The organism is Nocardia sp. NPDC059764, from assembly GCF_042732555.1.
In the GTDB taxonomy this organism is placed as follows: domain Bacteria; phylum Actinomycetota; class Actinomycetes; order Mycobacteriales; family Mycobacteriaceae; genus Nocardia.
This window is the reverse complement of record NZ_JBHWHH010000104.1, coordinates 1-26,026: the sequence shown is the minus strand read 5'-3', so window position 1 is coordinate 26,026 and position 26,026 is coordinate 1. Positions and strand designations below refer to the sequence as shown.

Here is a 26,026-nt window from a genome sequence, read left to right as displayed (position 1 = left end):
GGATGGTCGGCATCATCACCGACCGCGACATCGTGGTGAAGTGCATCGCCCGGGGCGGCTCTCCCGAGACCACCCGCGCCCGCGACTTGTGCGAGGCCACGCCGCGCTGGATCTCCGACGACGCCGACATCGACGAGGTCCTCCAGTCAATGGAGGACAACCGGATCAAACGCCTGCCGGTGATCGACGGCAACAAGCGGATGGTCGGGATGATCAGCGAGTCCGACCTGGCCAGGCATCTCGACGACGCATCCCTCGGCGACTTCGTCACCGCCGTCTACGGAAGGCCTTGAGCCGCAACATGCCGGTACGGAATCGACAGCTGGGGCTGGCTGCGGTCACCTGAGCACTGATGCGCCGGGAGGGCCCGCCCCTCCCGGCACGTCCCATGGACACGTCCACCATGTTCAGAAAACGATGGTCGGCGGCATGTGGCCGAGCGGATGAGTTGGACTCGGCGTACTGAGATCAATTCGTTGACTGTGGATACCGTCGGCCGGTGGCGTCGGTGGGTACCAGCGCGTCGTCAGGGTCGCCGCCATCCAGGTGGCTGCTGTCGAAAGGCTTGGACATCGGGGAGTAGGCCAGATTGTGTAGCCGAGGGCCGCCACGAACACCGAGATCCCCTCGCTGCGTGCTGCCGGCCGGCCTCCATAGCCGCGTCGCAGACGCGAATTGGCCCGGCACCACGCGACTCGGAAAGGTCCGCGTGACGCCGGGTGCCGGCCGTTGGTCGAGGGTGCAGTCATGCGCGTCGCCCGAGCACCACGCTCACACCCCAACCCCAGGGGGTTTCTCGCGGACGACCGTGAGCTGCGCACATCGCTCCGTACCGAATCGCCTAAATCCCGGCCGCAGGTGTGGTCGGTCTGCTGGGAATGCTCGATGCCGAGATCGGCGGACTGTGCGTCGAACCCAGCGCCCGCCGCAATTGCTCGCTTCAAGCAGCAATTCCCTGTCCCGCAGATCGTCGAAAACCTGCATCGCCGACGACAACCGACGACACGCGGTCGAATCGCGGTGTATGAAAGCAGGTTCGGCGTTTCTTACGCTGTTGGCAAAGATTCGATAACTCTGCGTATAGCCTCAACCCCCGATTCGATGACCTGGATCTCTCAAATCGCAGGAAGGATCGGAAAAATTGCGGAGCCGACTGTTTGGATTGGCCGCAGCTTTGACAGGAGCCCTCATCGTGATGGCCGGGGGAGCCGGGAACTCGGCGCTACTGGCTTGGGCAGAACCCGTCGCAGCGGGTGACGACTTCTACTTGCCGCCGCCGCTACCGCCGACTCCGGGAGCTATCGTGCGTGCGGAACCGGCGCAGGTGGCTCTGTCCACGCCCGGGATGCCTGGCGTTGTTCCGGCTGCCGCGACGCGAATGATGTACGTCAGCAGCGATACTCATGATGCGCCGACGGCGGTCGTGGGCACCTATCTGCAGCCGACCATGCCATGGATCGGCCCGGGTGAGCGCCCGCTGATCGCGTACGCGGGTGGCACGAAGGGCCAGGGCAATCAGTGTGCGCCGTCGAAACTGATGACGCAGATCGTGCAATACCAGCCCCCGGCCGAGGTCACGTTCGAGTACGACCTGCTGGCGATCACGTCCTTGCTCACCCGCGGGATGGCGGTGGTGGTCACCGACTATCACGGCCTGGGTACTCCCGACGTGCACGACTACCTCAACCGCAAGGCGCAGGCCTACGCACTGCTGGATGCGGCACGTGCCGCGGTGCAGTTGCCCGGCAGCGGCCTCAATCCGGGCACGCCGGTCGCTCTCTACGGCTACTCCCAAGGTGGGATGGCCTCCGCGGGCGCGGCCGAGCTGCAATCGAGCTACGCGCCCGAGCTGAATGTCCGCGGCGCCTATGTGGGTGGTCCGGTGGTCGACGACGAGTACTTCATCGGGTACAACGACGGACGATCCCTCATGGCCCCGGCCACCGCCTGGATTCTCAATGGCATCGCCGCCGATTACCCCGAGACCCGCCCGATCCTCGACGCCGAACTCAACGACACCGGTAAGGCGATCCTGCACGAGGCTCTGGGCAAATGCGCGGTCCCGACCGGCCTGGCCCAGGCACATCCGAACACCTCCGAATGGACCACCAGCGGCGAACCGATCACCGCGGTCATCGACCGGAACCCCGCGCTGGCCTCGGCCTTCGCCGAACAGCGCCTCGGCACGCTCACCCCGTCGGTACCGGTCCTCACCGCCTCGGCCATGAACGACGAGGGCGCGCCGTACGCGCCGGTCCGGGCGATGGCAGCGTCGTGGTGCGGTGACGGAGTGCCCGTCCAGCTCGACGCCAACGCCGAGATCCCTGCCGTCTCGGGCATGGTGGGTACCCATGTGATGGCGTTCTTCCCGTCGCTGACCGCCTCCCAGCAGTGGGTGACCGATCGGCTCGCCGGCGCGCCCGCCCCGAACAACTGCTGGGCGCTGCCCTGACCCTGTGACATGCGGGCCACGATGCCCGGCAGCCCGTGATCCGCTGCTCTCGCCGAATCGCGGCTGCCGGGCATCACGCGTTCCAGAGGCAGGTCGAATTGCCCGGTCAGTCCGTATTTTTGGCAGTTCCAGCAGAACTCGCGGCGGAAACCGCTAGCCTGTAGCGAGGTTTGAGCCCAAGCGATTTCGAAGCGCACACTTTTGAACCGAGTGTTGTTCTGTTGGATCACCGAGGCACATGCACATGCCAATATTTCAGAATTCGAAGGCCCGCGACCCCAAGCGATACCTGTGGATTCTGGGGCTGATCGCTCCGTCGTGCGCCGTGGTTCCATCACAACTGGTAGCCCGTACCGGGCTCCCCATATTCTGGTGGATCGGCCCGGTTTTCGTGCTGGTCCTGATCCCGCTACTAGATCTGTCCGTCGGCGACGACGGGAGCAATCCACGCGACCAGGACTACCAGGCACTGTCCGAGGACCGGTACTACCGATGGTGTACGTACCTTTTTCTACCCCTGCAATTCACCGGACTGTTCGTCGCAGGATATCTGTGGGCCAGTCCCGAGCTCAGCGTAGCCGACAAGCTCGGACTGGCCGTCACGCTCGGATTCGTGTCGGGCATCGGCATCAACGCCGCCCACGAACTCGGGCACCGAGCCGAACACCTGGAACGATGGCTCGCGAAAATCGCACTGGCACAATCGTGTTACGGACACTTCTTCGTCGAACACAACCACGGCCATCACGTCCGCGTCGCCACACCCGAAGACCCAGCCAGCGCCCGATTCGGCGAGTCCCTCTGGGGATTCCTGCCACGCAGCGCGATAGGCGGCTTCCTCTCAGCCCTGGCCTTGGAGCGAGAACGACTATCCCGCAAACGAAAACGCTGGTTCAGTCGACATAATCAGCTGTTGCAGGCCTGGACGATGAGCGCCGCACTGTGGGGTGCCCTGATCGTGATCTTCGGACTAGAAGTGATTCCGTACCTAATCTTGCAGGCAATGCTGGGCGCCGGCCTGCTGGAAACCGTCAACTACATCGAACACTACGGACTCCTGCGCCCTCGCCGCGCCAACGGCAAGTATGCCCGGTGCTCGCCGCGCGACAGCTGGAACAGCGACCGCCTCGTCACCAACCTGCTGCTGTTCCACCTCCAACGCCATAGCGACCATCACGCCAACCCCGGCCGCCGCTACCAAACCCTGCGCAGCTCCCAACAGGCACCACAACTCCCGGCCGGATACGCCACCATGATCCTGCTCGCCGCCGTGCCTCCCCTCTGGCACGCCGTCATGGACCACCGCGTCCTCGAGCACTACGGTGGCGACCGCTCACTGGTGAACACCAAACCAGAAGCAGCACACCACTTCCCACTAGCCACACTCCGGCATGCCCTGCACCGTTGACGGAGGCCGATGATGGGAGTCCTCGTGGTAGGCGATATCGTCGGCCAGTTGCGGTCCGGCACCCACGGAACAGACCTTCAGTCCAATGCTTCGTCGCGGTCATGCCTGCTTGCGGCGTATGCGCCGGTGAGAACCGGGCGGCCCGCTCGGTCGAGGTTCCAGCGGCGGACGTCGTCGGGTACGGCCAGCAGCCTGCGCGCGCAATCACACACCGCCCGCCAGCGGCGCGCGTCGAACCTCTTCTGGTTTCGGTCGCCATGTCGCACGGAATCGTCCCCTGGTCAGCGCGCTGCCATGGGCCTGACGGTGCAGGAAGGCAATCGCCTGACGGTGCCGGAAGGCGATATTGAGACCGCCGTCCGGCGTCGAGTCACATCGGCATGTTGGGGAACAGGATGTTCGTCAGGCGGATCCGCGCGTGCAGCCTCGTGCTTCCAGCGCAGATTGTGCATCCGGCAGTACTTGCGCCGGGCCGAGTCCCGGTCTCGGCAGCACGACACCACCGCGCACGGCCCCAACCGCTCAGACCTGCCAGCCCAGCAGCGGATGTGCCTGCAGCAGATGAAGATCCTCTCGCCGCAGCCCACTCGCTTCTCCCCGGCACAAACCCGCACGAGTCAGCAACAACACGATCAGCCGGTCCCTGGACGACCGGCAGACCCGCAACAAGCCGACGATCTCCTCGTCCTCGGCCCGATCGACGCTGGTCTCCGGTTCGTGCAGTCGATGCCATGCCCGCAATCGAGGTCCGCTGTGCAGAGTTTCACCGCGGGCGACCAGCGGCAGATCCCGCATGTCCCCGATCTCGTAGAGCTGATCCACCACCCACCGCGGCGCATCCTCGGACAACACCGCAAACGCCAGGAACCCACGAACCGCGATCATCACCTGGTTGATCCGGGACGCGCACCGGACCGGAACAGACCCCGGCCCCCGCACGACCGTCGACGACCCCCGCGCTGGGGTGAACTTCAACCAGGTGATGAACAAACCCAATTCGCCTGCTGCCGTCCGCCATTCCCGCCCGGTGCCAACACACCATCGCAGGAACAACGCCGGCTCTGCGCATACGACTTGGTCGTCGACTCGGCCCGGTCTCGGCCAAGACGCAACTCCCGCAGATAGAGATCAACGACCGGCACCACCTCGTAGCCGTCACCAACCACCGTCCAGTACCGCTCCTCAGAAGGCATCCGGACCAGAAACGCCCGCATCCATCCTCCGTTCTCCGTATCGGCAACACGGAACCACAGAGCTACACACCCCAGAGAACCGCCGCAAAACCCCGCCGGAGTGTCAGCGACGCGACATCCTGCGACGGCTTAGGTACCGCCAGAGCAGACCACCGTGAACGACCAAGGGCCGCAATCGGATCTGATTCCGCTGCTGCACGCGGAGATGGAGGCGATGGTCGAGGCGCACGCATGGGAGTGGACGGTGCTGCGCGCGGACACCCTCGCCTCCAACGCGCTGAGCTGGGCGGGTCAGATTCGCGCGGGTGCGGTGGTGCGCGGGTTCGAGGTCGCGCCGAGCGCGGTCGTACACGAAGGGGATGTCGCCGCCGTGGCGGCGCGGCTGCTGACCAGATCCGGGCATGCCGGGCGGAGGTACCTCGTGACCGGGCCGCGGGTGGTCGGACGGGCCGAGCAGGTGGAGGCCATCGGGGCGGCGCTGGGGCGTGAGCTGCGATTCGAGGCGCAGCCGCGGGACGTGGCGCGGGAGTCGATGACCGCGGCCGGACTGCCCGCGCACCTGATCGAGGTGCTGTTGTCGATGGCCGAGTTCCGGCCGCCCTCGGACCTGGTCACCAGCGTGGTCGCCGACCTCACCGGGCGGCCGGCGCGCGATGTCCGGGAGTGGGCCGTGGAACACGCGGCGGAATCCCGGTAGCCGACCGGTCGCTTACCGGCGCGGGCCGGGGACGCGGGCAGGAGAAAATCGGCGGGCGGGCATAAGTTCGACGCTGATCGAATTAGTACTGAGAGGTGGGTGCATCCTGCCCGCTCTCCGCCGAACAGCCGATCCACGAAAGCCGGTGCCAGCATGCCCTTCGCCGTATCCATCCTCGACCTGGCGACGGTCGCGCCCGGGCAGACCGCGCGCGACAGCTTCCAGCACAGCGTGGCGCTGGCGCGGGCGGCGGAACGCAGTGGGTATCGGCGGGTCTGGTACGCGGAGCACCACAATATGAAGTCGATCGCGTCGAGCGCGACCAGCGTGCTCATCGGGTACGTGGCCGCGCACACCGAGAGCATCCGGCTCGGGGCCGGCGGTGTCATGCTGCCCAATCACTCGCCGCTGGTGATCGCCGAGCAGTTCGGGACGCTCGAATCGCTGTATCCGGGGCGGATCGACCTGGGGCTGGGGCGGGCGCCGGGCAGCGATCAGGAGACCATGCGGGCGCTGCGGCGCAATCCGGCCTCGGCGGACACCTTCCCGCAGGACGTGCTCGAATTGCAGGGGTTCCTCACCGGCAACAGCCGGATCCCGGGGGTGCAGGCCGTGCCGCGAGCGGAAGGTGTTGTGCCGCTCTATATTCTGGGGTCGTCGCTGTTCGGGGCGCAGCTGGCCGCGCATCTGGGGCTGCCGTACGCGTTCGCCTCGCACTTCGCGCCGGACGCGCTGCACCAGGCGGTCACCGAGTATCGCGAGCGGTTCCGTCCGTCGGAGCAGTTGGCCGAGCCGTATGTGATGGCGGGCGTGAACGTGTTCGCCGCCGAGGACCGGGAGGCTGCCGAGGAGCAGAGGACGATCTCCTATCGGGCGCGCACGCGGGCCTTCATCAAGCGCGGCGCGGCGGGGATGGACTTCTCCGACGAGGAGATCGACGCGTTCCTGGCCTCGCCCAATGGTCGTCACCTGGCGGCGATGACCACCTACACCGCGGTGGGCACGCCCGATGACGTCGTCGACTACCTCGAGGATTTCGCGGCCGGGATCGACGCCGACGAGCTGATCCTCGCCCACCACGCGCAGGGCATCGAGGATCGGGTGCGGTCGGTGGAGCTCACCGGGGCGGCCGTGGCCGCGCGCGAATCCGTCACGCCCCGAAGCTGATCGGGGCGGCGCGTCAGGGGCGCGGGATATTGCGGAGGTTGGATCGGGCCATGTCGACCATGCGCCCGACGCCGCCCGCCAGCACGATCCTCCCCGCGGCGAAGGCGGCGCTCTCCTCGTCGATGCCCTCGGTGCGGCGCAGCGCGTCGACGAAGGGATTCAGACTGTCGCCGACCAGTCCGTACACCCGTTGGACTCCGGCGGCGACGAGGGCGTCCACCACTTGACTGGCAACCGAGTTCCGGCCCATCATCGCTCCGTTCGCCGTGCCGGGACCGAGCATGATCGAAGGTCACTGTAACCAAAGCAAGGGTGTTGGGTAGCTAGATAGTTGCCGATGCGTCCGTTTTCGCGGGCTTGCCCGACACGAACCGGCGATCGGCGGGACGGGTCGCCCAGGAGACCGCCGTCAGCGTGGCCATGACGAGCAGAATCGGCACCTCGATGAGCTTCTCCCCGGTGGTCAGGTGCGAGGCGATGGCTCCCGTATAGACGAAGAAGGTCCCGGCATAGGCCCACTCCTTCACCAGCGGCAGCCGCGGGGCCAGCAGCGCGACCGCGCCGAGCAGCTTCCAGACACCCAGGATGACCAGGAAATAGGTCGGATAGCCCAGGGCCGTCACGACCTCTTGAACATTCGCGGTCCGGGCGACATCCCACCAGCCGCCCACCGCCAGCTCGGCGACGACCAGCACGGTCGAGGTCCAGTAGAGCAGGGCGCGGTCGGGAACGATTCGTGTGACGATGGTGTGTGTAGTCATGTCACCGCGACGTTCGGCGAGCACGAAATATGTCGGTCAGCGACTCCGGATCCCCCGCAGCCCGATTCGAGCGGCGGCGCGACCGCCTGACCGCCCAGGCCTTCCGGATGCTCGGCGCGTCCGGTGAGGCCGAGGACGCGGTGCAGGATACGTGGATGCGATTGAGCCGCACCGATATCGACACCATCCGCAATCTCGACGGCTGGCTCACCACCGCGCTCGCCCGGATCTGCCTGGACGTGCTGCGCGGCCGCCGGGCCGACGAACGGTTCCCACTCGGGCCCGGCGCGCCGGAGCCGTTTCCCGAGGCCGCGATCCTGGAAACCCCGGAGGACCGGGCGGTTCTCACCGACGAGCTGGAACGGGCGGTGCTGGTGCTGCTGCGGCGACTGCCGCCCGCCGAACGGGTCGCGTTCGTCCTGCACGACATGTTCGCGGTGCCGTTCTACGAGATCGGCGAGATCCTGGACCGGACGCCGAACGCGGCGCGACTGCTGGCGAGCCGGGCCCGGCACCGGGTACTCGACGACGGCGACGGGCTGCGGCCCGAGGCGCTGCGGGAGCACCGGATCGTGCGGGCCTTCCTGGCCGCGATCCGGGCCGGGGACATCGAGGCCGCGCTGACCGTGCTGGATCCGGAGATCATGGTATCCGCCGATCGGGTGGCGGCGCCCGGATCGGCGCCGGTCACCGCGCAGGGCACACGTGTGGTGGCCCGGCTGGCGGCCGGATTCGCACGGCGCGAGGAGTTCTCGGCGGTCATTCTGATCGACGGGAGGCCGGGCGCGCTGGTGGTGTCGCACGGCGAATCGCCGGAGGTCATGGTCTTCACCATCGCCGCCGAGCGGATCACCGCCATCGACGTGATCGCCGAGCCGGAGGCGCTGGCCCGCCTGCGGCTCACGGTGCCCGATTTCACCGCATGATCGGGGATCGCCCTCAGGGTGAATGCGCCTCGACGGCAACGGCTTCGGCGAGACTCAGGCGCAGCAGCCGGGCCATGGACTCCGACACCGTGTGCAGCGGCTCGTCGGTGCGGCGCACCCGGGCCAGGATGGTCGCGCCCTCGTAGGCCGCGACCACCGTGGTGGCCAGCCCCCGCGCCTCCCCCGGCTCCAGACCCAGCTCGATCAGCAGTTCGGCGAACCCGCGCGCCATGGCATCGAATGCCGAAACGCACGCCGTGCGCACCGATTCGACATCGCTGCCGCCGTCCAGGGCGGGCGTGCCGACCGGACAGCCGGTGGTCCAGTCGGTCTCGTCCAGCTTCCCGGCCATGAAATCGAACAGCGTTGCCGCGGTGCCGAACACATCGCCGGGCGCCTGCCGGATCATGCGGCCGAACAGCACCCCCGTACCGGTGATGGCCGCGACCGCGATCTCCTCCTTGCCGCCGGGAAAGTGGTGGTAGATCGACCCATACGGCAGCCCCGCCGCCTCGCTCAACTTCTTCAGCCCGAATCCGTGGTAGCCGTGCCGGGCTAGCAACCCGGCCGCGGCCGCCTCGATTCGCCGTTTCGAATCGGACACCATTCACCCAGAGTATGAGCGGGGTCCGACACCGGCAGGGCGAATCGTGTTCGGGCAGTGGATCAACCGGGCGCGAGCGGCCCGGATCCGGGCGCGATCAGCCGAGGGCGGCGATGGCCGCACCGAGCTTGGCGGCGGCGGTGTCGGCCACCTCCTTCAGCCCGGGATCGCCCGCGACCTGCACCAGCAGCTGCGGATCCATGGCTTCGACCAGCACCGCGCCGTCGTGTGAACGGTCCTCGCGCACAATCACATTGCACGGCAGCAGCAGCCCGATCTGGCGGTCGACCTCGAGCGCGGCGTGGGCCAGGGGCGGGTTGCAGGCGCCGAGGATGAGATAATTCTCCAGGTCGGCGTCGAGCTTCTGCTTCATGGTGGCGGTGACGTCGATCTCGGTGAGGATGCCGAAACCCTGCTCGGACAGGGCCTTCCGGGTGCGCTCCACCGCGGTGGCGAAATCGGTGTAGAGGGTGGTCGACAGGGCGAGGGTCATCACGCGGTCCTTTCCATTGCGGGGCTGCCCGTCCGGGGCACACCCAGACGTCGCAGGAGCAGGGTCACCGGACACCAGCCGGCGAACCCGTAGAGCAGCAGGTTGGCCGCCACGAACGTGGTCAGCAGCAGCCACCAGAGCGAGAACGCGAACACCAGCGCGATGCTGATCAGCACCATGGTTCCGGCCAGGACCGGCACTATGCGGTCGATGGTCCAGCGGCGGGTCGCGGTCATATGACTTCCTTTCGATCCCGGCGTCAGGCGAGCGCCAGGAAGAGTTTCTCCAGTTCCTCGACCGTCATCGGCTCCGAACCCTCGGCCTGTTCACCGGTCATGCAGTCGCGCAGACCGGTGGCGACGATCTTGAAGCCCGCGCGGTCCAGCGCCCGCGAGACCGCGGCGAGCTGGGTGACCACGTCTTTACAGTCGCGGCCCTGCTCGATCATGGAGATCACGCCCGCGAGCTGGCCGTGGGCGCGGCGCAGGCGGTTGAGGACCAATGCGATGCTGTCTTCGTCGCCGATCATGAGGGTTCCTTCCCTGAGTTCAATGACTCCATCATACCCCTGGGGGTATGCGAGGGCCGTGAGAGCGGGCTCACCGTTTTCCCACGGCCCCCACCGTTCAGTGCGCGAAGCTGATGTCCGGCAGCACCTTGCGCAACCAGCGCGGCGACCACCAGGCGGCATGCCCGGTCAGGCGCAACAGCACCGGCAGCAGGACCAGGCGGATCAGCACGGCGTCCAGCAGCACGGCCACGCCGAGGATGATGCCCATCTCCTTCGGCGGCAGCGGATCGGCCAGCGCGAAGGTGAAGAACACCGCCACCATGACCGCCGCCGCGGCCGCGATCACCCGGCCCGAATGCGCGATGCCGTCGATATGGGCCACCGCGGGATCACCGGAGCGCTCGTAATGCTCCTTCGCCGTGGCCAGCAGGAAGACCGTGTAGTCCATCGCGATGGCGAAGATCATGGCGAAGAAGAACACCGGACCCCAGCCGTCCAGGAAACCCTGCGGGGTGAAGCCGAGCAGGCTCGCACCGTGGCCATCCTGGAACACCAGCTTGGCCACGCCGAACGCGGCCGCGGTGGACAGCAGGCTGACGCCCGCGCCGAGCAGCGCGATGAGCGGGGCGCGCAGGGCGACCAGGAGCAATAGGAAGCCCAGCACCAGGATGATGCCGACGACCAGGGGCAGGTAGTCGTTCAGGGCCTGTTGCAGGTCCAGGTTCTCGGCGACCGCGCCGCCGACCAGCGCGCCGGCCGGGAGGGCCGCGCGCAGGGAGTCGACGATGTCACCCATGGCCGGATCCGAGGGATCGACGGTCGGCGTCGCCTGGATCAGGACCAGCCCGCTGCCGTCGCCCGCGGGCTGCGGCGGCGAGACCATGCCGATCCGGCTGTCCGAGCCCGCGATTCGGGCGACATCGGCGGCGTCGGAGGCCGGGGCCACGATCTGCAGCATGCCCGGTGCGCCCAGCCCGAATTCGCGCTGCACCAGTTCGTAGCCCTGGCGCACGGACGAATCCTCGGGCACCACCTGAATCGAGGGCATGGCCACCTTCAGACTCGTCACCGGAATCGCGAGCGCGATCAGCACCAGCAGCGAACCGATGGCGAACGGCCACGGGCGGCGGTGCAGCAGCTCCCCCCACTTGGCGAAGAGGGGCGAACGATGCTGCTGGCGCGCCACATACGGCAGCGAGCCCGCGTTCACGCGCTTGCCCAGCGCGCCGAGCACGGCGGGCAGCAGGGTCAGCGTCGCCAGCAGGACGAACGAGACCGCGAACATGATGCCGACCGCCATGGTGCGCACGGCCGGCGCGGGCACCACCAGCACCGCCGACAGGCTGACCAGCACGGTCAGGCCGGAGAGCAGGACCGCCTTGCCCGCGGTGGCCATGGTGACCGCGACCGCGGTGCGCGGTGGGGTGTCGCCGCGGATCGCGTCACGGAAGCGCGAGACCAGGAACAACGCGTAGTCGATACCCAGAGCGAGGGCGAACATCATGGCGAAGTTCATGGCCCACACCGAGATCGGCGTGATCTGGTTGAGCAGCACCAGGCCGCCCGCGGAGGCGACCAGGCCGGTGAGGGTCAGCAGCAGCGGCAGACCGGCGGCCACCAGGGAGCCGAAGGCCAGCACCATGATCGCCAGAGTGACCGGCCAGGAGAACATCTCGGCCTTCATCATGGCGTCGTGGTTGGCCTTGTTGAAGTCGCTCCACAGCGCCGAGGCGCCGGTCGGGTAGATGTCGAAGCCGTCGGCGGCGACGTCCTTCAGTTTCGGGCCGAGGTCGGTGACCGCGGTGACCATGTCGTCGGTGCTCGCGTTCGCGCCCGCCAGCAGGATGCCGGTGTGGCCGTCACGGCTGATCGATTGACCGGGCGTGGGCGGGACGATCGCGCCGAAACGGCTGTCCGCTTGGAGGGCCGCGGTGAGGTCGGCGACCAGGCGCTGCGCCTCGGGGCTGTCCATGGCGGCGGTGTCGGAGTGGATCACGACCTGCACGGCGGCGGCCGAGTTGCCGCCGAAGTGTTCCTGCGCGAGGTCGCGGACCTGCACGGATTCGGAGCCGTCGGCCTGCCAGCCCGCGCCCGCGAGGGAGTCGAACACCGACGGCGCGGCCGCGCCGAGGGCCACCGACAGGAGCAGCCAGAACCCGAAGACCCAGCGGGCGCGGTCGGCCATGACCGCGCCGAGGCGGCCCAGGAGACCGCCGGGGGCGGCCGTGCTCGGAGAAGCGTCGGCGACGCCGACTGTCGTACTTCGCATCTGAGACTTCCTTCCATACCCCCTGGGGTATGTCACGACTATACCCCCAGGGGTATATGACGCAAGCGGGTGTGACCGACGGCAACCATCGGGCACACCGTCGAACCCCCGCTACGGCCATGCGATCGGCGTCCGACCCGCGGCTCCGGACTACGCTTCGGTCCTGTGGCGGTAGCGGAAGGCGCGGGGCGCAGAGTCATCGATATCGGACGCCGGGCCCTGGGCCTGGACGTCCCTGCCGCCGATCACACCGTCGCCGTGCTGCACAGCGTCGACCACGACGTGCCCGGCCTGGACCGGCGAGAAACCCTGCAGCTGATGCGAATCCGGCTGCTCGGGGCGACCGGCGCGGTCATCATGGCGATTTCGGCACTCGGTGTCGGCGCGCAGCCGGTGCATCAGAACCCGACCTCCGGGCTGCGGGTGCTGGGCTTCTTCGCCCGCGCGGGCACCTCCACGCTGGCCATGTGCATGATCGGCACCGTCCTGGTGATCATGGCGTGGCTGCTGCTGGGGCGCTTCGCGGTCGGCGGGTGGGGCGGGGATCCACGGCACCGGCTCAGCCGCTCGCAGATGGATCGGACGCTGCTGCTGTGGATCATTCCGCTCAGCGTCGCGCCGCCCATGTTCAGCAATGACGTGTATTCGTATCTGGCGCAGAGCGAGATCGCGAACCGCGGCCTGGACCCCTATTCGGTCGGGCCGGTCGACGGGCTCGGGCTCGACAATGTGCTGACCAACAACGTGCCCAACATCTGGCGCTCGACCGCCGCGCCCTACGGGCCGCTGTTCCTCTGGATGGGTCGCGGGATCGCGCAGATCACCGGCGACAACATCGTGCTCGGCGTGTGGCTGCACCGAGCGCTCGCGCTGGCGGGCGTCGCCTTGATCGTGTGGGCGCTGCCGCGACTCTCGCGGCGGTGTGGGGTCGCGCCGGTGAGCGCGCTGTGGCTGGGCGCGGCGAACCCGCTGGTGCTGTTCCACCTGGTCGGCGGGGTGCACAATGACGCGCTGATGCTCGGACTGATGCTGGCGGGGCTGGAGTTCTGCTTGCGGGCCATCGACGATTGTCCCGACTTCGATCACAGGGCTTGGGCGCTGCTGATTTTCGGAGCCGTACTGATCACGCTGTCGTCGTCTGTGAAGATCATCTCGCTGGTGAGCCTGGGATTCGTCGGCATGGCCCTGGCACGACGGTGGGGCGGCGGACTCAAACCGGTGTTCGTCGTCGGCGGGATACTTGGCGTCGTAGCCGTGGTCACCACGCTTTCCGTGAGCTACGCCAGCGGCCTCGGCTTCGGCTGGGTCAATACCGTCGGCACCGCCACCACCGTGCGCAGCTATCTGTCGCTACCGACGGCCATCGGAATCATCACCGGATTCGGCGGTGTGCTGCTCGGGCTGGGCGATCACACCACCGCCCTGCTCGACATCACCCGGCCCATCGCCTCGCTCATAACGGGCTTTTTCATCGTGCGCATGCTCGTCGCCACCTGGACCGGGCGCTTGAACGCGATCGGCGCACTGGGGGTTTCACTCGGCGCGATCGTGCTGCTGTTCCCAGTCGTGCAGCCTTGGTATCTGTTGTGGGCGATCGTGCCACTCGCGGCCTGGGCGAACCGCCCCGCCTTCCGGGTTCCCGCGGTCGTCCTGTCGGTGATCGTCTCCGTGATGGTGATGCCGCGCGGCGCCGACTTCTACGTCTTCCAGATCGTCGAATCGGCCATCGCCACCCTGATCGTCGGCGGCTCCCTGATCTTCCTCACCCGAAATGTGCTGCCGTGGCGCAATCAGCCGGGGGTGTCGGCTCGGTCACAGCAGCCCACGCCTTACGGTGTCTCTTCGTGACCGCAGCTTCCGGACCCGCCGTACGCGTCGACGGCGTGGTGAAACGCTACGGCGAGACCACCGCGGTCGACGGCATCAGCTTCGACATCGAACGCGCGCAGGTGCTGGCCCTGCTCGGACCCAACGGGGCGGGCAAGACGACCACCACCGAGATGTGCGAGGGGTTCGTGTCCCCCGACGCCGGGAGCGTGCGGGTGCTGGGGCTCGACCCGATCGCCGATTCCGATCAGCTGCGACCGCGCATCGGGGTGATGCTGCAGGGCGGCGGCGCGTATCCGGGGTCCAAGGCCGGGGAGATGCTCGATCTCGTCGCGTCCTACTCCGCGAATCCGCTCGACCCGGCCTGGCTGCTGGACACGCTCGGGCTCAAGGACGCTCGGCGGACGCCGTATCGGCGACTGTCGGGCGGGCAGCAGCAGCGGCTCGCGCTGGCGTGCGCGCTGGTCGGGCGGCCCGAGATCGTGTTCCTCGACGAGCCGACCGCCGGATTGGACGCGCAGGCCCGGCATCTGGTGTGGGAGCTCATCGACGCGCTGCGCCGCGACGGGGTCAGCGTCCTGCTCACCACGCACATGATGGACGAGGCCGAACAGCTCGCCGACCAGCTGGTCATCATCGACCACGGGCGGGTCGTCGCTCAGGGCACGCCCGCCGAGGTCACCTCGCACGGCGCCGAAGGGCGGCTCGCGTTCACCGCGCCCCCGAAACTTGATCTGTCGCTGCTGGAAGCCGCGCTGCCGGAAGGCTTCACCCCGCGCGAGACCGCGCCCGGCTCCTACCTGCTGCAGGGCGACATCACCCCGCAGGTGCTGGCCACCATGACCGCGTGGTGCGCGCGAATCGACGTGCTGCCCACCGACATTCGCATCGACCAGCGACGGCTGGAAGACGTGTTCCTCGAACTGACCGGGCGGGAGCTGCGCGGGTGACCGAGACCGAGAACCGATTCGCGGCGGGCACCTTCTCCCCCGCGCCGCAGCCGACCACGCGCGCGAAGATGCTGGCGGCGCAGACGCGCATGGAACTGATCCTGTTGCTGCGCAACGGGGAACAGCTGCTGCTCACCATGTTCATTCCGATCACGCTGCTGATCGGGTTGACGCTGCTGCCGGTCAGCGGGCTGGGCGAGCATCGGGTGGATCGGGTCGTGCCCGCGGTGATGATGGTGGCGATCATGTCGACCGCGTTCACCGGGCAGGCCATCGCGGTCGGCTTCGATCGGCGATACGGGGCGTTGAAGCGGCTCGGGGCGACTCCGCTGCCGCGGTGGGGCATCGTCGCGGGCAAGTGCTCGGCGGTGCTGATCGTGGTGGTGTTGCAGTCGATCCTGCTGGGCGGCATCGGGGCCGCGCTGGGCTGGCGGCCGTCGCTGGGCGGGCTGCTGCTGGGCGCGGTGGTGATCGGGCTCGGGACCGCGACCTTCGCTGCGCTGGGGCTGCTGCTGGGCGGGACGCTCAAGGCCGAGGTGGTGCTGGCGCTGGCCAACATCCTCTGGTTCGTGATGCTCGGGACCGCGAGCCTGGTGTTCATGTCCGACGATCTGCCGCGCGCGGTGAGCGTGATCGCGCGGATCATTCCCTCGGGTGCGCTGTCGGAGTGCCTGGATCGGGCGATGCGGACCAGCGTCGACTGGTACGGGCTGGCGGTGCTCGCCGGCTGGGGTAGTCTCGCGGGGTGGCTGGCCACCCGGTTCTTCAAGTTCGATTGAGTCCGAGCGCGTTTAACGACACGCTGTAGTAGGGCGGGTGACGGGCCGCTATAGGCCCCCGCTACGATCGGTGCGTGCTGTCTCGCGCCTTCCAGCGACTTGCCGACCTGTTCCCGATGCCCTCCCTGCGGGTGCAGCGGCTCATCGCGTTCCTGGTCATCCTGTCCCAGGCCGGAATCTCGGTGACCGGCGCGGTCGTCCGCGTCACCGCGTCGGGCCTGGGCTGCCCCACCTGGCCGCAATGCTTCCCCGGCAGCTTCGTGCCGACCGCGGTGGCCGAGGTGCCGGTGGTGCATCAGGTCGTCGAATTCAGCAATCGCATGCTGACTTTCGTGGTGACGCTGGCCGCGGCGGCGATCGTGCTCGCGGTCACCCGGGCGCGGCGGCGGCGTGAGGTGCTGGTGTACGCGTGGCTGATGCCCGGCGGCACCGTGCTGCAGGCCGTAATCGGCGGCATCACCGTGCGCACCGGGCTGCTGTGGTGGACCGTCGCGGTGCACCTGCTGGCGTCCATGCTGATGGTGTGGCTGGCGACGCTGCTGTGGGCCAAGGTCGGCGAACCCGACGACGGCATCGAGACCGTGCGGGTGCCGCGGCCGCTGCGGCTGCTCACCGTGCTGAGCGGTGTCGCGCTGACCGCCACCCTGATCGCGGGCACCCTGGTGACCGGCGCCGGCCCGCACGCCGGTGACAAGAGCGTCGAGAAGCCGGTCGAGCGTCTTCAGGTCGAGATCGTGACCCTCGTGCACCTGCACGCCGAACTGCTCGTCGCCTATCTCGCGCTACTGGTCGGTCTGGCCTGCGGTCTCGCCGCGATCGGGATGAACAAGACCATCCGCAATCGAATGATCCTGGTGATCGCCCTGGTGTGTGCGCAAGCGCTGGTCGGGATCATCCAGTACTTCACCCACGTACCCGCCGTACTGGTCGCCTTCCATGTGGGCGGGGCAGCCGCCTGCGTCGCCGCCACCGCCGCCATGTGGGCCGCCATGCACACCCGCGAACCGCTTCCGGCAACCGCCCCCGCAGCCGTGGGTCAGACCGCCGCGTAGTTCATCTACGCACGGCGGGGATGCCACCGGGTCGCGGGTGGGCCGCCGGCTCTCGACAGACCTGCGCCACAACGGTTTCAGCTACTCCGCCCGAACCCACCGTCTGGCCCGTCGATCGCTGAACATCAGCGCAGGAAGTGGGTGAGGGCGGCTCGGACGGCGGGTTGGCGGCGGTCGGCGTGGAGTTCGAGAAGGGCGGCTTCGGCGACCATGCCGATCCAGAGGCGGGCGGCCTGGGCGGGGCCCACATGCACACACTGCGAACGACAGCCGGGGAACTCGCCTACACCGACACCGGATCAGGCCCGGCGGTCGTACTCCTCCACGCCAACCTGCACGATCACCACGACTTCAACCCGATCATCCCGGCTCTCGAGGCGTCCCGCCGCGTGATCGCCGTCGACTGGCCCGGCCACGGCGCAGCCGCCCCGAACACCTCGGTCACCGCCGTGGGATTCGCCGACGCCCTGGCCGAACTCACCACCGCCCTGGACCTGAAACAAGCCGTCTACCTCGGAAATTCGGTCGGCGCGTTCACCGCGGCCCGCCTCGCCATCGACCACCCCGACCGCGTGGCCGGCCTCAGCCTCGTCAACGGCGGCGGTCTGATCCCCCGATCCCTGCTGACCCGGGCCTTCTATCGCGTCTATGGTTCCTCGGTCTTCGCCCGCCACCTGCTCCCCCGCAGCATCCGCGCCTACATGCGGCCCATGAGTCCCCACGACGAAGCCGTCGTCGACCGAGTTACGCGAAACGCCCGCACCGAAGTGGGCCGAGCCACTTACTCCTCCCTCTGGCGCAGCTTCGCCACCCCGGGCTACGACCTCACCCCTCACGCCGCCAAGATCACCGCCCCTACCCTGATCGTCTGGGACAGCCTCGACCCCATCGCCCGCCTCCACTACGGCAAACAAGCTCACCACCGAATCCTCGGCTCGGAACTCCGCATCCTCCCCACCGGCCACCTCCCCTTCTCCTCCGCCCCCACCGACTTCCTCGAAATCGTCCTTCCCTTCATCGAATCCGCGCTGACGCTGCGCGACAACGCCAGATAAATCCACTGGCCCGAGAAGACATCCGAGCCCTAGGTTCGCGTCGTGCCCGAACCCTCGAACACCGACGCCGACCCGACGACCGAACGATGCGCTCTGCTGCTCGCCGGACTTTCGGGCCAGTTCCCTCGTGAGCGAGCTGTCGAGTACCTCGATGACTGTGAGTCCGAGACTCGTGGAATCGCCATCGCACACGTGGATTTGTCGGTCCCCGGCGTGCGTGAACAGCTGACCCTCAGGGCCGCCGACCCAACCGAGGCGAAGGAGAACCGCAGCGCGGCCGCCGCGCGAACGCCTAGCGACGATTCAGAGTCGGTCGGCGGTGAGGATGTGGCCGTCGGCCCGTAGGGAGCGGTGTCTGCCTTCGATCTTCGCTTCCGCGGCCAGGGATTCGAGGTCGCGGTCGGCGGTGACGGTGAAGTCGCGGGCCGCGAGGAGGGTGGCGATGGCTTCCGGGGTCCAGGTGGAGCGTTGGGGTTCGCGGGCCATGGGGTTGGGGCGGCCGGACAGGGTCAGGATGAGTTGCATGACCTTGCGGCCGTAGCGGTATGCGCGGTTCGGTGTGGGGTAGGTGATGATCAGGCGGCTGGCGGGGGCGCTGCGGGTGGCGATCGCGGTTACCGTTTCAGCGACTTGGGCCGGGGTCAGGTAGGGGACGACGCCTTCCCAGATCCAGGTGGTGGGGCGGGATTCGTCGTGGCCGGCGCTGGTCAGGGCGGTGGCCAGGGAGTCCGTGGCGAAGTCGACGGGGACGAAGTGGATGTCGGCGACGGGCTCGCGGTCGGCCAGGCGAGCGCGTTTCTCCGCCTGCGAGGCGCGGTGGTCGACTTCGAAGACGGGGGTGCCGCGCAGTTCGGGCATTCGCCAGGCGCGGGCGTCCAAGCCCGCGCCGAGGATGACCAGTTGGGGGTTGGCGGCGGCGCGGACGGCGTCGTCGATGGCGATGGTGCGGACCGCGAGGACTTCGGCTGTGGCGGACAGCAATTCGTATTCCATCCGGGGACCGAACGAGGTGGGGACGGCATCCGATCGGACGAGGTCCACCAGTTCGCGTTCGGGGGCGGTCAATAGTTCGGTGGCGAGCGGGTCGGAGAATCGGCCGATGCCCAGTCGCCCGTCGGCGACGGCGCGGCCCTGGCAGACCAGGACCGCGGTCCGGCTCGCTGCACGCTCGGTCACGAGGTCATTATCGGTCCCCGGGCGCCGCTGCGCCGGTCGAGGCCGCGGCTGTCACGGCCATGGTGGCGTAGTCGATGGTGAAGCTGCCGCCCAGGGCATCGATGGCCGCGCCGATGCCGGCGGTGACGGCCGCGAGCGTCTCCGGCGGGGCCTGGGTAAGCGCGCCGTGCGTGGGGATCTGGTCGAGCCATTCGGCGCGGGTGTAGGTGCGCTGCCAATCGAATCGCCACTGTTCGGGTTCGGTGAAGCCGCCCGAGGTGCGAATTCCGTCGGCCACCTTGGTCAATATCGTCTGATAGATCTCCAGCGCCGGGCGGTCGGCCACCAGGGAGGCGGGCGATTCGGGCAGGAACTCCCGATAGACGGCGGCGAACGCGGCGGTCGCCGCGGGCGGCAGCTGCGGCACATGCCAGAACACCGCCAGCGGGCCGCCCGGACGCAGCGACTCGGCCGCCCGCACCGCGCCCGCGACGGGATCGACCCAGTGCCAGGCGGTTCCGGAGATGACCGCGTCGAAACTGCGCCCGGCCCGATCCCATTGCTCGAAGGTGCCGATCTCGACCGCGATGCCGGTACCACGCGCGAAATCGGCCATGCGGATGTCGGGTTCCACCCCGAGCACCGCGCATCCGGCGTCACGGAACTGGCGGGCCTCGATGCCGGTGCCGCACCCCACATCGAGCACCTGGCGGCCCGGGGCGGCCGCCAGCACGGCCTCGATCAGCGCGGTGGGATAAGGCGGCCGGGTGCGGTCGTAGCGGGCGGCGTCGACACCGAAGGATTCGGCCACCTGACGGTGTCGATGGGGACTCTGATCGGCGGATTCAGACTCTGCGGACGGTAGAGTGACCATGCGCCCACTCTAAGTGGGCACTCGCCCACTCGGCAAGGGTCGTGGGCCGGATCGACACGAAGGAGAACGCGGGTGCCCACCGGGGTCGCCATTCGCGACGCACGCGAGCAGTTGTTCGACGCCGCCGAGCGAATCCTGTCGCGAGAGGGGCCCAGTGGGCTGACGAGCCGGGCGGTGACCGCCGAGGCGGGATGTGCGAAGGGCGTGCTGCACAGACATTTCGCCGACTTCGACGGATTCCTCGCCGAACTGGTCGAGGATCGCACCGCGCGGGTCGAACGGCTCGGCGCGGACCTGTGCGACAGGGCCGGGAACGGGGCCGTCACCAGCAATCTCACCGAGGCATTGACCGGCGTGTTCGAGACCGTCGCGGTGGCCATCGTCAGCCTGGTCTGCTATCGCGACGCGCTGCGGTCGCGGCTGCGCGAGAGCCGCCCGAACGGTATTCCGATCTTGTTCGAGGCGACCGAATCCCTTGCCGCATACCTGGCCGAGGAAGCCCGCATCGGCCGCATCGCCGCCGGTGCCGATACCGAACTGCTGGCCCGCACGCTCATCGGCTCGGCGCATCTGCTCTTCGCGGACCGCACCGCGACGCGGCCGGATACCGGTGCGGTGCACACCATGGTGCGGGCCACGCTGGGCGGGGCCCTGACGGGATGAGCCGACGAGACGCCGACGGGTGAAAGTCTCACGGCGAGACCACCCTTGACACTCTCGCATTATGACGGGAGTTTTGCTCCTGTAGTTCAGGTCACCCGCAGGAAAGGTCTCCCACCGCAGTGAGCAACGAGCACGCCACCCTGTCCCCCGCCGAGGTCGTCAACGCGCTGTGCGCCGAATGGCTCACCGGCACACCCGAATCGATTGCCGAGTTCTTCACCGAGGATGCGGTTTACCACAACATTCCGATGGATCCGTTCGTCGGCAAGGCCGCGATCCTGGAGTTCCTGCGCGGGTTCATCGGCGCGTTCGGCGGAATCGAGTTCTCGATCCACCATCAGGCCGTCACCGGGAACATCGTGCTCAACGAGCGCACGGATCGATTCAGCCTGGGCGAGAACAAGGTCGAGCTGCCGGTCACCGGCGTGTTCGAGGTGCGCGACGGGAAGGTCGCGGCGTGGCGGGACTACTTCGACATGGCCCCGTTCGCGGCCATGCAGGCGGGCGCCTAGCGGTCAGAAGCTCTGCCAGGAGGGCTTGTTCGCGACCGCGAAACGGTAGTAGTCGACAGCCTTCAGATTCGCCGCGGCGGCCGGGTCGACGATGACGGTGACGTGCGGGTGCATCTGCAGGATCGAGGCCGGGCAGAACGCCGAGACCGGGCCCTCCACGGCGGCGGCGACCGCCTCGGCCTTGCCGTCGCCGGTGGCGATCATCAGCAGATGGTCCGCGTCGCTGATGGTTCCGAGGCCCTGGGTGAGCACGTGGGTGGGCACCTGCGCGAGGTCGTCGTCGAAGAAGCGGGCATTGTCCTCGCGGGTCTTCGGGGTCAGGGTCTTCACGCGGGTACGCGAGCGCAGCGAGGAGCCGGGCTCGTTGAAGCCGAGGTGGCCATTCGCCCCGATGCCCAGGATCTGCACCGAGATCGGGCCGTTCGCGGCGATGGCGCGCTCGTAATCGGCCGCGGCGGCGGGGATGTCGGCGGCATTGCCGTCGGGGCTGTGCACGTCGGCGTCGGCGAAGTCGACGTGGGCGGTGAACTCGTCGCGGATGAACCGGCGGTAGGACTGGGGGTGCCCGGGCGGCAGGCCGATGTACTCGTCGAGCAGGAACGCCTGCACCCCGGCGAAACTCAGCCCCTCCTCCCGGTGCTGCCGGATCAGCTCCCGATACGCACCCAGCGGCGAGGACCCCGTGGCCAGACCGATGGCGCGGGCTCCGCGGCGGACGTGGTCGGCCATGATGCGGCCGGCCAGGACACCCGCCTCGGCGGCATTGTCGGTGATCACGAGTTCCATATCGCTCCGTTCTCGTACACGCTCACGGGGTCCAGGAAGTGGTCGGTGACCAGCAGGTCGGCGCGCATCCCCGCCGACAGCGCGCCGAGATCCCCGGCCAGGCCGAGCAGCCGGGCGGGGGTGGCGCAGGCGGCGGTCACGGCCGCGGTCAGGCCGACACCGGCCTGGAAGACGGTGCGGCGCAGGACATCCGACGCGGTGGCGGTGCCACCGGCGATCGGCCCCTCACCGTGTGGGTCGTAGATGCGGGAGACGCCGTCCTTCACGACGACGTCCAGACTGCCCAGCTGGTAGCGGCCGTCGGGCTGGCCCGCGGCGGCCATCGCATCGGTGATGAGGGCCAGATTGTCGGGGCCGATGGTGTCGAAGACCATGCGCACGACCCCGTCGGCCAGATGCACGCCGTCACCGATCACCTCGGCCACCACGTCCCCGCGTCCGGCGGCGGCCATGGCGGCGGTGAGGAAATTGGCGTCGCGGTGCGCCAGCTCGGGCATGGCATTGAACAGGTGGGTGATCGACACCCGCCGGCCGCGCCGCAGCGCGTGCACCGACCGTGCGTAATCGGCGACGGTGTGTCCCAGGGAGAGAATCACGTTCGCGTCGGCGAGTACGCTGGCGACCTTGTCGAAGTTGGCGGTTTCCGGGGCCACGGTCACCGACAGGATGCGCCCGCCCGCGTAGTCCAGCAGCCGCTCCAGCATGGCCGGATCACCGGGCAGGATGCGGTCCGGGTCGTGGGCCCCGCGCCGGTGCTCACTGATGAACGGGCCCTCCAGATGGATTCCGGCGAGCAGTCCCGCGTCCACAGCGGTGCCGAGCACGTCGATGCGGTCGCGCAGTTCGGCTTCGGTGGCCGACACCAACGAGGCGACCAGGGTGGTGGTGCCGCGCCCGCGGTGGTAGCGGGCAGCGGCGGCCACGCCCGCGGCATCGGTGTCGGGGAAGCCGAATCCGCCGCCGCCGTGGCAGTGCACGTCGATCAACCCCGGCAGGATGATCGGCGACTGGTCGTCGGCCTCCGGCAGCTCACCGTCGAATTCCGCTGCCGGACCGACATAGTCGAGAAAAGGACCGTCGAACGACACCACCCCGTCGGCGAGCTCGCCCACCTCGGTGAGTGTGACGACCCGGCCGCGCAGGGTGGTCCTCACGTATCCGCCCCCAGGGCGGCTCGCGCGGCCGATAAGGCGTCCGCGGCGGTCCGAGCCGACAGCACCGCCGCCGCGGCGGCTTCACAGTGGGCCCGAGTCACCGACGCGAGCCGGGCGCGCACCCCGGCGAGGGAGCGCGGCGCCATGGACAGCGTCTCGACTCCGAGACCCACCAGCACACAGGCGAAGTCGGGATTGGACGCGGATTCCCCGCAGACCCCGACCTTCACGCCCTGCTTCGCGGCCCCGGCCACCGCCAGGGCGATGGTCGCGGCCAGCGCGGGCTGCCACGGATCGTGCAGCGCCGCCACCGCCGCGGACATCCGGTCCGCGCCGAACAGGTACTGCGACAGGTCGTTGGTCCCGACGGAGAAGAACTCCACCTCCGCCCCGAGCTGCTCGGAACGCAGTGCGGCGGCGGGAATCTCGATCATGATGCCGGGCGTCTCGAGCCCGGCCTCGCGGGCGCGGGCGGCGAAGTAGGCCGCCTCCTCCACGGTGGCGACCATGGGCGCCATGACCTTGACCGGGGTCCCGGTCTGCTCGACCGCGGCCTCGATCGCGGCCAGCTGGCCGAGCAGCGTCCCCTCATCGACGCTGCTCAACCGCAGTCCACGCACACCCAGCGCCGGGTTCTCCTCGTCCGGCAGGTCGAGGTACGGCAGCGGCTTGTCCGAGCCCGCGTCGAGGGTGCGGACGATCACGGGCCGGTCGCCCATGACACGGAAGATCTGCGCGTATTGCTCGGTCTGCTCGGCCACGGTGGGCGCGGATTTCCGGTCCAGGAACAGGAATTCGGTCCGGAACAGGCCGACACCCTCGGCCCCGAGTTCGACGGCGAGCCGCGCATCGGCGGCGGAGCCGACATTGGCTAGCAGCGGCACCGCGTGGCCGTCGGACGTGCGCCCCGGACCGGTCGGCACGTCCGCCTGACGCGCCCGAAAAGCCGCGACTTCCTGGCGACGGGCCGCGCTCGGCTCGAGCTCCACCACACCGCCGGTCCCGTCCAGCACGATCTCGGTGCCCTCGGCGATCCCGACCGCCTGCGGCGCGGCGACCACGGCCGGAATGCCCAGGGCCTTGGCCAGAATCGCGGTATGCGAGGTGGGCCCGCCCGCCACCGTGAGCAGTCCGATCACCCGCTCCGGATCCAGCGTCGCGGTGTCCGCGGGTGCGAGATCCTGGGCGGCGAGAATGAAAGGCGTTGTGCTGTCCGGGATTCCGGGCGGATCCACACCCAGCAGTTCCGCGACCACCCGCTGCCCCACGTCGCGCAGGTCCGCGGCCCGTTCGGCCATCATCCCGCCGAGCGCGGTGAGCTGTTCCCCGAAGTGCGCGACCGCCTTGGTGACGGAGTGCGCGGTCGGCGTCCCGCCCCGGATCTCGGCGCGCACCTGGTCCAGCAGGGCCGGGTCGGCGGCCAGCGCGGAGGTCATGAACAGGATGTCGGCCGCGGGCCCGGCGGCCTCGAGCGCCTGCGCGGAGTACCGTCCCGCGACGGTCTCGAAAGCGGTTTCCGCGCGCGCGATCTCGGCCTCGACGTCGCTCCCGGGTGCGTCGTCCGGGCTGGTGGCGGGCGCGGCGGCCAGCCACTTCACCGATCCGATCGCGATCCCGGGGGCGGCGGCGACGCCGCGCACCTCACGCGTCAAGATCTGTCTCCAGCATCGAGACCAGCTTATCGAGGGCCGCCTCGGAACCCTCCTCGGCGTGCAGGGTGACGGTGTCTCCCTGTTCGGCGCCGAGGGTCATGATCTGCAGCAGCGAGTTGGCGGCGACGGGATCCTTGCCCTCCTTCGAGATCTTCACGGGCACACCGGCCTCCCCGGCGGCCTTGGCGAACAGGGCAGCGGGCCGAGCGTGCAGTCCGGTCTTCGCGGCGATGACGGCGGTTCGGGTGATCATGCTGCGATGTTCTCCTTCTCGATCTCGGACTCGTCCGGTTCCCGGCCGGGTGTCGGCAGGTTCCAGCGCTTGATGATGAAGCTGAAGGTGACGTAGTACAGCGCCGCGTACCCGAGTCCGATCGGGATCAGCAGCAGCGGATGGGTGGCCTTGCCGAAGTTCAGCAGGTAGTCGATGGCGCCGGCCGAGAAGGTGAATCCGTCGTGGATGCCCAGCGCGTTGGTCAGCGCCAGCGCGGATCCGGTGAAGAGGGCGTGGAGCAGCAGCAGCGGCCACGCCACGAAGATGAACGAGAACTCCAGCGGCTCGGTGATTCCGGTGAGGAACGCGGTCAGACCGGTGGACAGCATGATGCCGCCGATCATCTTGCGGTTCTCCGGGCGCGCGTGCCGCCAGATGGCGATGGCCGCGGCGGGCAGGCCGAACATCATGATCGGGAAGAAGCCGGTCATGAAGGTGCCCGCGGACGGGTCCCCGGCCAGGAAGCGCGGGATGTCGCCGTGGGCGCCGTTGTAGTCGCCGATCACGAACCACACCACCGAGTTGATGATGTGGTGCAGGCCCAGCGGCAGCAGCATGCGGTTGGCGAAGCCGAACACGCCGCCACCGGCGATCGAGTTCTCGGCGACGGTGGTGCCCAGCCAGGTGAGCGCGGCATTGAAGGCCGGGTAGATGAACGACATGAGCACGCCGATGACGACCGCGGCGCACGCGGTGAGGATGGGCACCAGGCGGCGACCGGAGAAGAAGCCGAGGTAGTCGGGCAGCTGGGTGCGGTGAAAGCGGGTCCACAGCGAGGCCGCGGTCAGACCCATGACGATGCCGCCGAGGAC

29 protein-coding genes are annotated in these 26,026 nt (G+C 68.7%); 13 read left to right on the top strand and 16 right to left on the bottom strand.

Features of this window, described 5'->3' with window-relative positions:
• From ACFV4K_RS22465 to ACFV4K_RS22455, 3 genes are all read left to right on the top strand, one after another.
• A partial coding sequence (locus tag ACFV4K_RS22465) for a CBS domain-containing protein (protein WP_379277406.1) occupies positions 1–293 on the top strand: 293 nt, incomplete at its 5' end.
• A gap of 1,010 nt (positions 294–1,303) precedes the next feature.
• Positions 1,304–2,452: a lipase family protein gene (locus ACFV4K_RS22460; RefSeq protein WP_379277404.1), complete on the top strand. Its 1,149-nt coding sequence runs from the start codon at positions 1,304–1,306 to the stop codon at positions 2,450–2,452.
• 238 nt (positions 2,453–2,690) lie between these two features.
• Entirely contained in the window at positions 2,691–3,860 is a 1,170-nt protein-coding gene (locus ACFV4K_RS22455) for an alkane 1-monooxygenase (protein WP_379277402.1), read from the top strand.
• Positions 3,861–4,382: 522 nt separating this feature from the next.
• On the opposite strand, the gene ACFV4K_RS22450 is transcribed toward ACFV4K_RS22455, so the two are convergent.
• A complete protein-coding gene (locus ACFV4K_RS22450) occupies positions 4,383–4,745 on the bottom strand; it encodes a hypothetical protein (protein WP_379277400.1) in 363 nt (120 codons plus the stop codon).
• Positions 4,746–5,207: 462 nt separating this feature from the next.
• Between ACFV4K_RS22450 and ACFV4K_RS22445 the strand changes: the two genes are divergently transcribed.
• Both ACFV4K_RS22445 and ACFV4K_RS22440 read left to right on the top strand, forming a co-directional pair.
• Complete coding sequence (locus ACFV4K_RS22445; RefSeq protein WP_379277398.1) at positions 5,208–5,750, top strand: hypothetical protein; 543 nt, start codon at positions 5,208–5,210, stop codon at positions 5,748–5,750.
• 153 nt (positions 5,751–5,903) lie between these two features.
• Positions 5,904–6,917 (top strand): LLM class flavin-dependent oxidoreductase, encoded by a 1,014-nt coding sequence (locus ACFV4K_RS22440; RefSeq protein ID WP_379277396.1) that lies wholly within the window; start codon positions 5,904–5,906, stop codon positions 6,915–6,917.
• Positions 6,918–6,930: 13 nt separating this feature from the next.
• On the opposite strand, the gene ACFV4K_RS22435 is transcribed toward ACFV4K_RS22440, so the two are convergent.
• Together ACFV4K_RS22435 and ACFV4K_RS22430 are read right to left on the bottom strand one after the other, a co-directional pair.
• The gene (locus ACFV4K_RS22435) at positions 6,931–7,167 is read right to left on the bottom strand and encodes a thiamine pyrophosphate-binding protein (RefSeq protein WP_379277394.1); all 237 of its coding nucleotides are present in this window, start codon (positions 7,165–7,167) and stop codon (positions 6,931–6,933) included.
• A 73-nt stretch (positions 7,168–7,240) separates the two neighbouring features.
• Entirely contained in the window at positions 7,241–7,678 is a 438-nt protein-coding gene (locus ACFV4K_RS22430; RefSeq protein ID WP_379277393.1) for a DoxX family protein, read from the bottom strand.
• Between the two features lie 29 nt (positions 7,679–7,707).
• Between ACFV4K_RS22430 and ACFV4K_RS22425 the strand changes: the two genes are divergently transcribed.
• Positions 7,708–8,604 (top strand): sigma-70 family RNA polymerase sigma factor, encoded by an 897-nt coding sequence (locus ACFV4K_RS22425; protein ID WP_379277391.1) that lies wholly within the window; start codon positions 7,708–7,710, stop codon positions 8,602–8,604.
• Between the two features lie 13 nt (positions 8,605–8,617).
• On the opposite strand, the gene ACFV4K_RS22420 is transcribed toward ACFV4K_RS22425, so the two are convergent.
• From ACFV4K_RS22420 to ACFV4K_RS22400, 5 genes are all read right to left on the bottom strand, one after another.
• On the bottom strand, positions 8,618–9,211 hold the full coding sequence (locus ACFV4K_RS22420; RefSeq protein ID WP_379277389.1) for a TetR/AcrR family transcriptional regulator: 594 nt from the start codon (positions 9,209–9,211) through the stop codon (positions 8,618–8,620).
• Positions 9,212–9,305: 94 nt separating this feature from the next.
• Positions 9,306–9,701 carry a DUF302 domain-containing protein gene (locus ACFV4K_RS22415; RefSeq protein ID WP_379277387.1) on the bottom strand — a complete coding sequence of 132 codons (396 nt, stop codon included), beginning with the start codon at positions 9,699–9,701 and terminating at the stop codon, positions 9,306–9,308.
• Positions 9,701–9,937 (bottom strand): DUF2892 domain-containing protein, encoded by a 237-nt coding sequence (locus ACFV4K_RS22410; RefSeq protein WP_379277386.1) that lies wholly within the window; start codon positions 9,935–9,937, stop codon positions 9,701–9,703. Before ACFV4K_RS22410 ends, ACFV4K_RS22415 begins: the two co-directional genes overlap by 1 nt.
• Before the next feature lie 23 nt (positions 9,938–9,960).
• Positions 9,961–10,230, bottom strand: a complete 270-nt coding sequence (locus tag ACFV4K_RS22405; RefSeq protein WP_379277384.1) for a metal-sensitive transcriptional regulator — start codon at positions 10,228–10,230, stop codon at positions 9,961–9,963.
• A gap of 97 nt (positions 10,231–10,327) precedes the next feature.
• Positions 10,328–12,481: an MMPL family transporter gene (locus tag ACFV4K_RS22400; protein WP_379277382.1), complete on the bottom strand. Its 2,154-nt coding sequence runs from the start codon at positions 12,479–12,481 to the stop codon at positions 10,328–10,330.
• Positions 12,482–12,646: 165 nt separating this feature from the next.
• Here ACFV4K_RS22400 and mptB point away from each other — a divergent pair, with 165 nt between their 5' ends.
• The 4 genes from mptB (at position 12,647) to ACFV4K_RS22380 (ending at position 17,089) form a co-directional block, all read left to right on the top strand.
• Positions 12,647–14,329 carry a polyprenol phosphomannose-dependent alpha 1,6 mannosyltransferase MptB gene (mptB, locus tag ACFV4K_RS22395; RefSeq protein WP_379277380.1) on the top strand — a complete coding sequence of 561 codons (1,683 nt, stop codon included), beginning with the start codon at positions 12,647–12,649 and terminating at the stop codon, positions 14,327–14,329.
• Entirely contained in the window at positions 14,326–15,258 is a 933-nt protein-coding gene (locus ACFV4K_RS22390; RefSeq protein ID WP_357287611.1) for an ABC transporter ATP-binding protein, read from the top strand. The genes mptB and ACFV4K_RS22390 overlap by 4 nt, the downstream gene beginning before the upstream one ends.
• Positions 15,255–16,037, top strand: a complete 783-nt coding sequence (locus tag ACFV4K_RS22385) for an ABC transporter permease (RefSeq protein WP_379277379.1) — start codon at positions 15,255–15,257, stop codon at positions 16,035–16,037. The genes ACFV4K_RS22390 and ACFV4K_RS22385 overlap by 4 nt, the downstream gene beginning before the upstream one ends.
• A gap of 74 nt (positions 16,038–16,111) precedes the next feature.
• Positions 16,112–17,089, top strand: coding sequence for a heme A synthase (locus tag ACFV4K_RS22380; RefSeq protein ID WP_379277377.1), 978 nt, complete (start codon positions 16,112–16,114; stop codon positions 17,087–17,089).
• Between the two features lie 125 nt (positions 17,090–17,214).
• On the opposite strand, the gene ACFV4K_RS22375 is transcribed toward ACFV4K_RS22380, so the two are convergent.
• Positions 17,215–17,337, bottom strand: coding sequence for a hypothetical protein (locus ACFV4K_RS22375; RefSeq protein WP_379277376.1), 123 nt, complete (start codon positions 17,335–17,337; stop codon positions 17,215–17,217).
• On the opposite strand from ACFV4K_RS22375, the gene ACFV4K_RS22370 reads away from it, so the two are divergent.
• Entirely contained in the window at positions 17,338–18,144 is an 807-nt protein-coding gene (locus tag ACFV4K_RS22370) for an alpha/beta fold hydrolase (protein ID WP_379277374.1), read from the top strand. It begins immediately after the preceding gene.
• Positions 18,145–18,447: 303 nt separating this feature from the next.
• On the opposite strand, the gene ACFV4K_RS22365 is transcribed toward ACFV4K_RS22370, so the two are convergent.
• Together ACFV4K_RS22365 and ACFV4K_RS22360 are read right to left on the bottom strand one after the other, a co-directional pair.
• The gene (locus tag ACFV4K_RS22365) at positions 18,448–19,320 is read right to left on the bottom strand and encodes a class I SAM-dependent methyltransferase (protein WP_379277372.1); all 873 of its coding nucleotides are present in this window, start codon (positions 19,318–19,320) and stop codon (positions 18,448–18,450) included.
• A gap of 7 nt (positions 19,321–19,327) precedes the next feature.
• Positions 19,328–20,110, bottom strand: coding sequence for a class I SAM-dependent methyltransferase (locus tag ACFV4K_RS22360; protein ID WP_379277370.1), 783 nt, complete (start codon positions 20,108–20,110; stop codon positions 19,328–19,330).
• 135 nt (positions 20,111–20,245) lie between these two features.
• Between ACFV4K_RS22360 and ACFV4K_RS22355 the strand changes: the two genes are divergently transcribed.
• Both ACFV4K_RS22355 and ACFV4K_RS22350 read left to right on the top strand, forming a co-directional pair.
• On the top strand, positions 20,246–20,836 hold the full coding sequence (locus ACFV4K_RS22355) for a TetR/AcrR family transcriptional regulator (RefSeq protein WP_379277368.1): 591 nt from the start codon (positions 20,246–20,248) through the stop codon (positions 20,834–20,836).
• Positions 20,837–20,976: 140 nt separating this feature from the next.
• Entirely contained in the window at positions 20,977–21,348 is a 372-nt protein-coding gene (locus tag ACFV4K_RS22350) for a limonene-1,2-epoxide hydrolase family protein (RefSeq protein ID WP_379277408.1), read from the top strand.
• Positions 21,349–21,351: 3 nt separating this feature from the next.
• Here the strand turns inward: ACFV4K_RS22350 and nagB are convergent, their stop codons facing one another.
• The 5 genes from nagB to ACFV4K_RS22325 form a co-directional block, all read right to left on the bottom strand.
• Positions 21,352–22,134 carry a glucosamine-6-phosphate deaminase gene (gene nagB, locus ACFV4K_RS22345; protein WP_379277366.1) on the bottom strand — a complete coding sequence of 261 codons (783 nt, stop codon included), beginning with the start codon at positions 22,132–22,134 and terminating at the stop codon, positions 21,352–21,354.
• Entirely contained in the window at positions 22,122–23,288 is a 1,167-nt protein-coding gene (locus ACFV4K_RS22340; protein ID WP_379277365.1) for an N-acetylglucosamine-6-phosphate deacetylase, read from the bottom strand. Before ACFV4K_RS22340 ends, nagB begins: the two co-directional genes overlap by 13 nt.
• Positions 23,285–24,940, bottom strand: a complete 1,656-nt coding sequence (ptsP, locus tag ACFV4K_RS22335) for a phosphoenolpyruvate--protein phosphotransferase (RefSeq protein ID WP_379277363.1) — start codon at positions 24,938–24,940, stop codon at positions 23,285–23,287. Before ptsP ends, ACFV4K_RS22340 begins: the two co-directional genes overlap by 4 nt.
• A complete protein-coding gene (locus tag ACFV4K_RS22330) occupies positions 24,930–25,193 on the bottom strand; it encodes an HPr family phosphocarrier protein (RefSeq protein WP_379277362.1) in 264 nt (87 codons plus the stop codon). Before ACFV4K_RS22330 ends, ptsP begins: the two co-directional genes overlap by 11 nt.
• Positions 25,190–26,026 (bottom strand): PTS transporter subunit EIIC (locus ACFV4K_RS22325; RefSeq protein WP_379277361.1); only part of this gene is annotated, 837 nt, incomplete at its 5' end. The genes ACFV4K_RS22330 and ACFV4K_RS22325, both read right to left, overlap by 4 nt.

What these genes read in the sequence shown, in the direction of transcription:
- ACFV4K_RS22455 (WP_379277402.1), top strand. Translation starts at nt 2,691, where the DNA reads ATGCACATGCCAATATTTCAGAATTCGAAGGCCCGCGACCCCAAGCGA.
- ACFV4K_RS22450 (WP_379277400.1), bottom strand. Translation starts at nt 4,745, where the DNA reads ATGATCGCGGTTCGTGGGTTCCTGGCGTTTGCGGTGTTGTCCGAGGAT.
- ACFV4K_RS22440 (WP_379277396.1), top strand. Translation starts at nt 5,904, where the DNA reads ATGCCCTTCGCCGTATCCATCCTCGACCTGGCGACGGTCGCGCCCGGG.
- ACFV4K_RS22435 (WP_379277394.1), bottom strand. Translation starts at nt 7,167, where the DNA reads ATGGGCCGGAACTCGGTTGCCAGTCAAGTGGTGGACGCCCTCGTCGCC.
- ACFV4K_RS22430 (WP_379277393.1), bottom strand. Translation starts at nt 7,678, where the DNA reads ATGACTACACACACCATCGTCACACGAATCGTTCCCGACCGCGCCCTG.
- ACFV4K_RS22425 (WP_379277391.1), top strand. Translation starts at nt 7,708, where the DNA reads ATGTCGGTCAGCGACTCCGGATCCCCCGCAGCCCGATTCGAGCGGCGG.
- ACFV4K_RS22420 (WP_379277389.1), bottom strand. Translation starts at nt 9,211, where the DNA reads ATGGTGTCCGATTCGAAACGGCGAATCGAGGCGGCCGCGGCCGGGTTG.
- ACFV4K_RS22415 (WP_379277387.1), bottom strand. Translation starts at nt 9,701, where the DNA reads ATGACCCTCGCCCTGTCGACCACCCTCTACACCGATTTCGCCACCGCG.
- ACFV4K_RS22410 (WP_379277386.1), bottom strand. Translation starts at nt 9,937, where the DNA reads ATGACCGCGACCCGCCGCTGGACCATCGACCGCATAGTGCCGGTCCTG.
- ACFV4K_RS22405 (WP_379277384.1), bottom strand. Translation starts at nt 10,230, where the DNA reads ATGATCGGCGACGAAGACAGCATCGCATTGGTCCTCAACCGCCTGCGC.
- ACFV4K_RS22400 (WP_379277382.1), bottom strand. Translation starts at nt 12,481, where the DNA reads ATGCGAAGTACGACAGTCGGCGTCGCCGACGCTTCTCCGAGCACGGCC.
- ACFV4K_RS22370 (WP_379277374.1), top strand. Translation starts at nt 17,338, where the DNA reads ATGCACACACTGCGAACGACAGCCGGGGAACTCGCCTACACCGACACC.
- nagB (WP_379277366.1), bottom strand. Translation starts at nt 22,134, where the DNA reads ATGGAACTCGTGATCACCGACAATGCCGCCGAGGCGGGTGTCCTGGCC.
- ACFV4K_RS22330 (WP_379277362.1), bottom strand. Translation starts at nt 25,193, where the DNA reads ATGATCACCCGAACCGCCGTCATCGCCGCGAAGACCGGACTGCACGCT.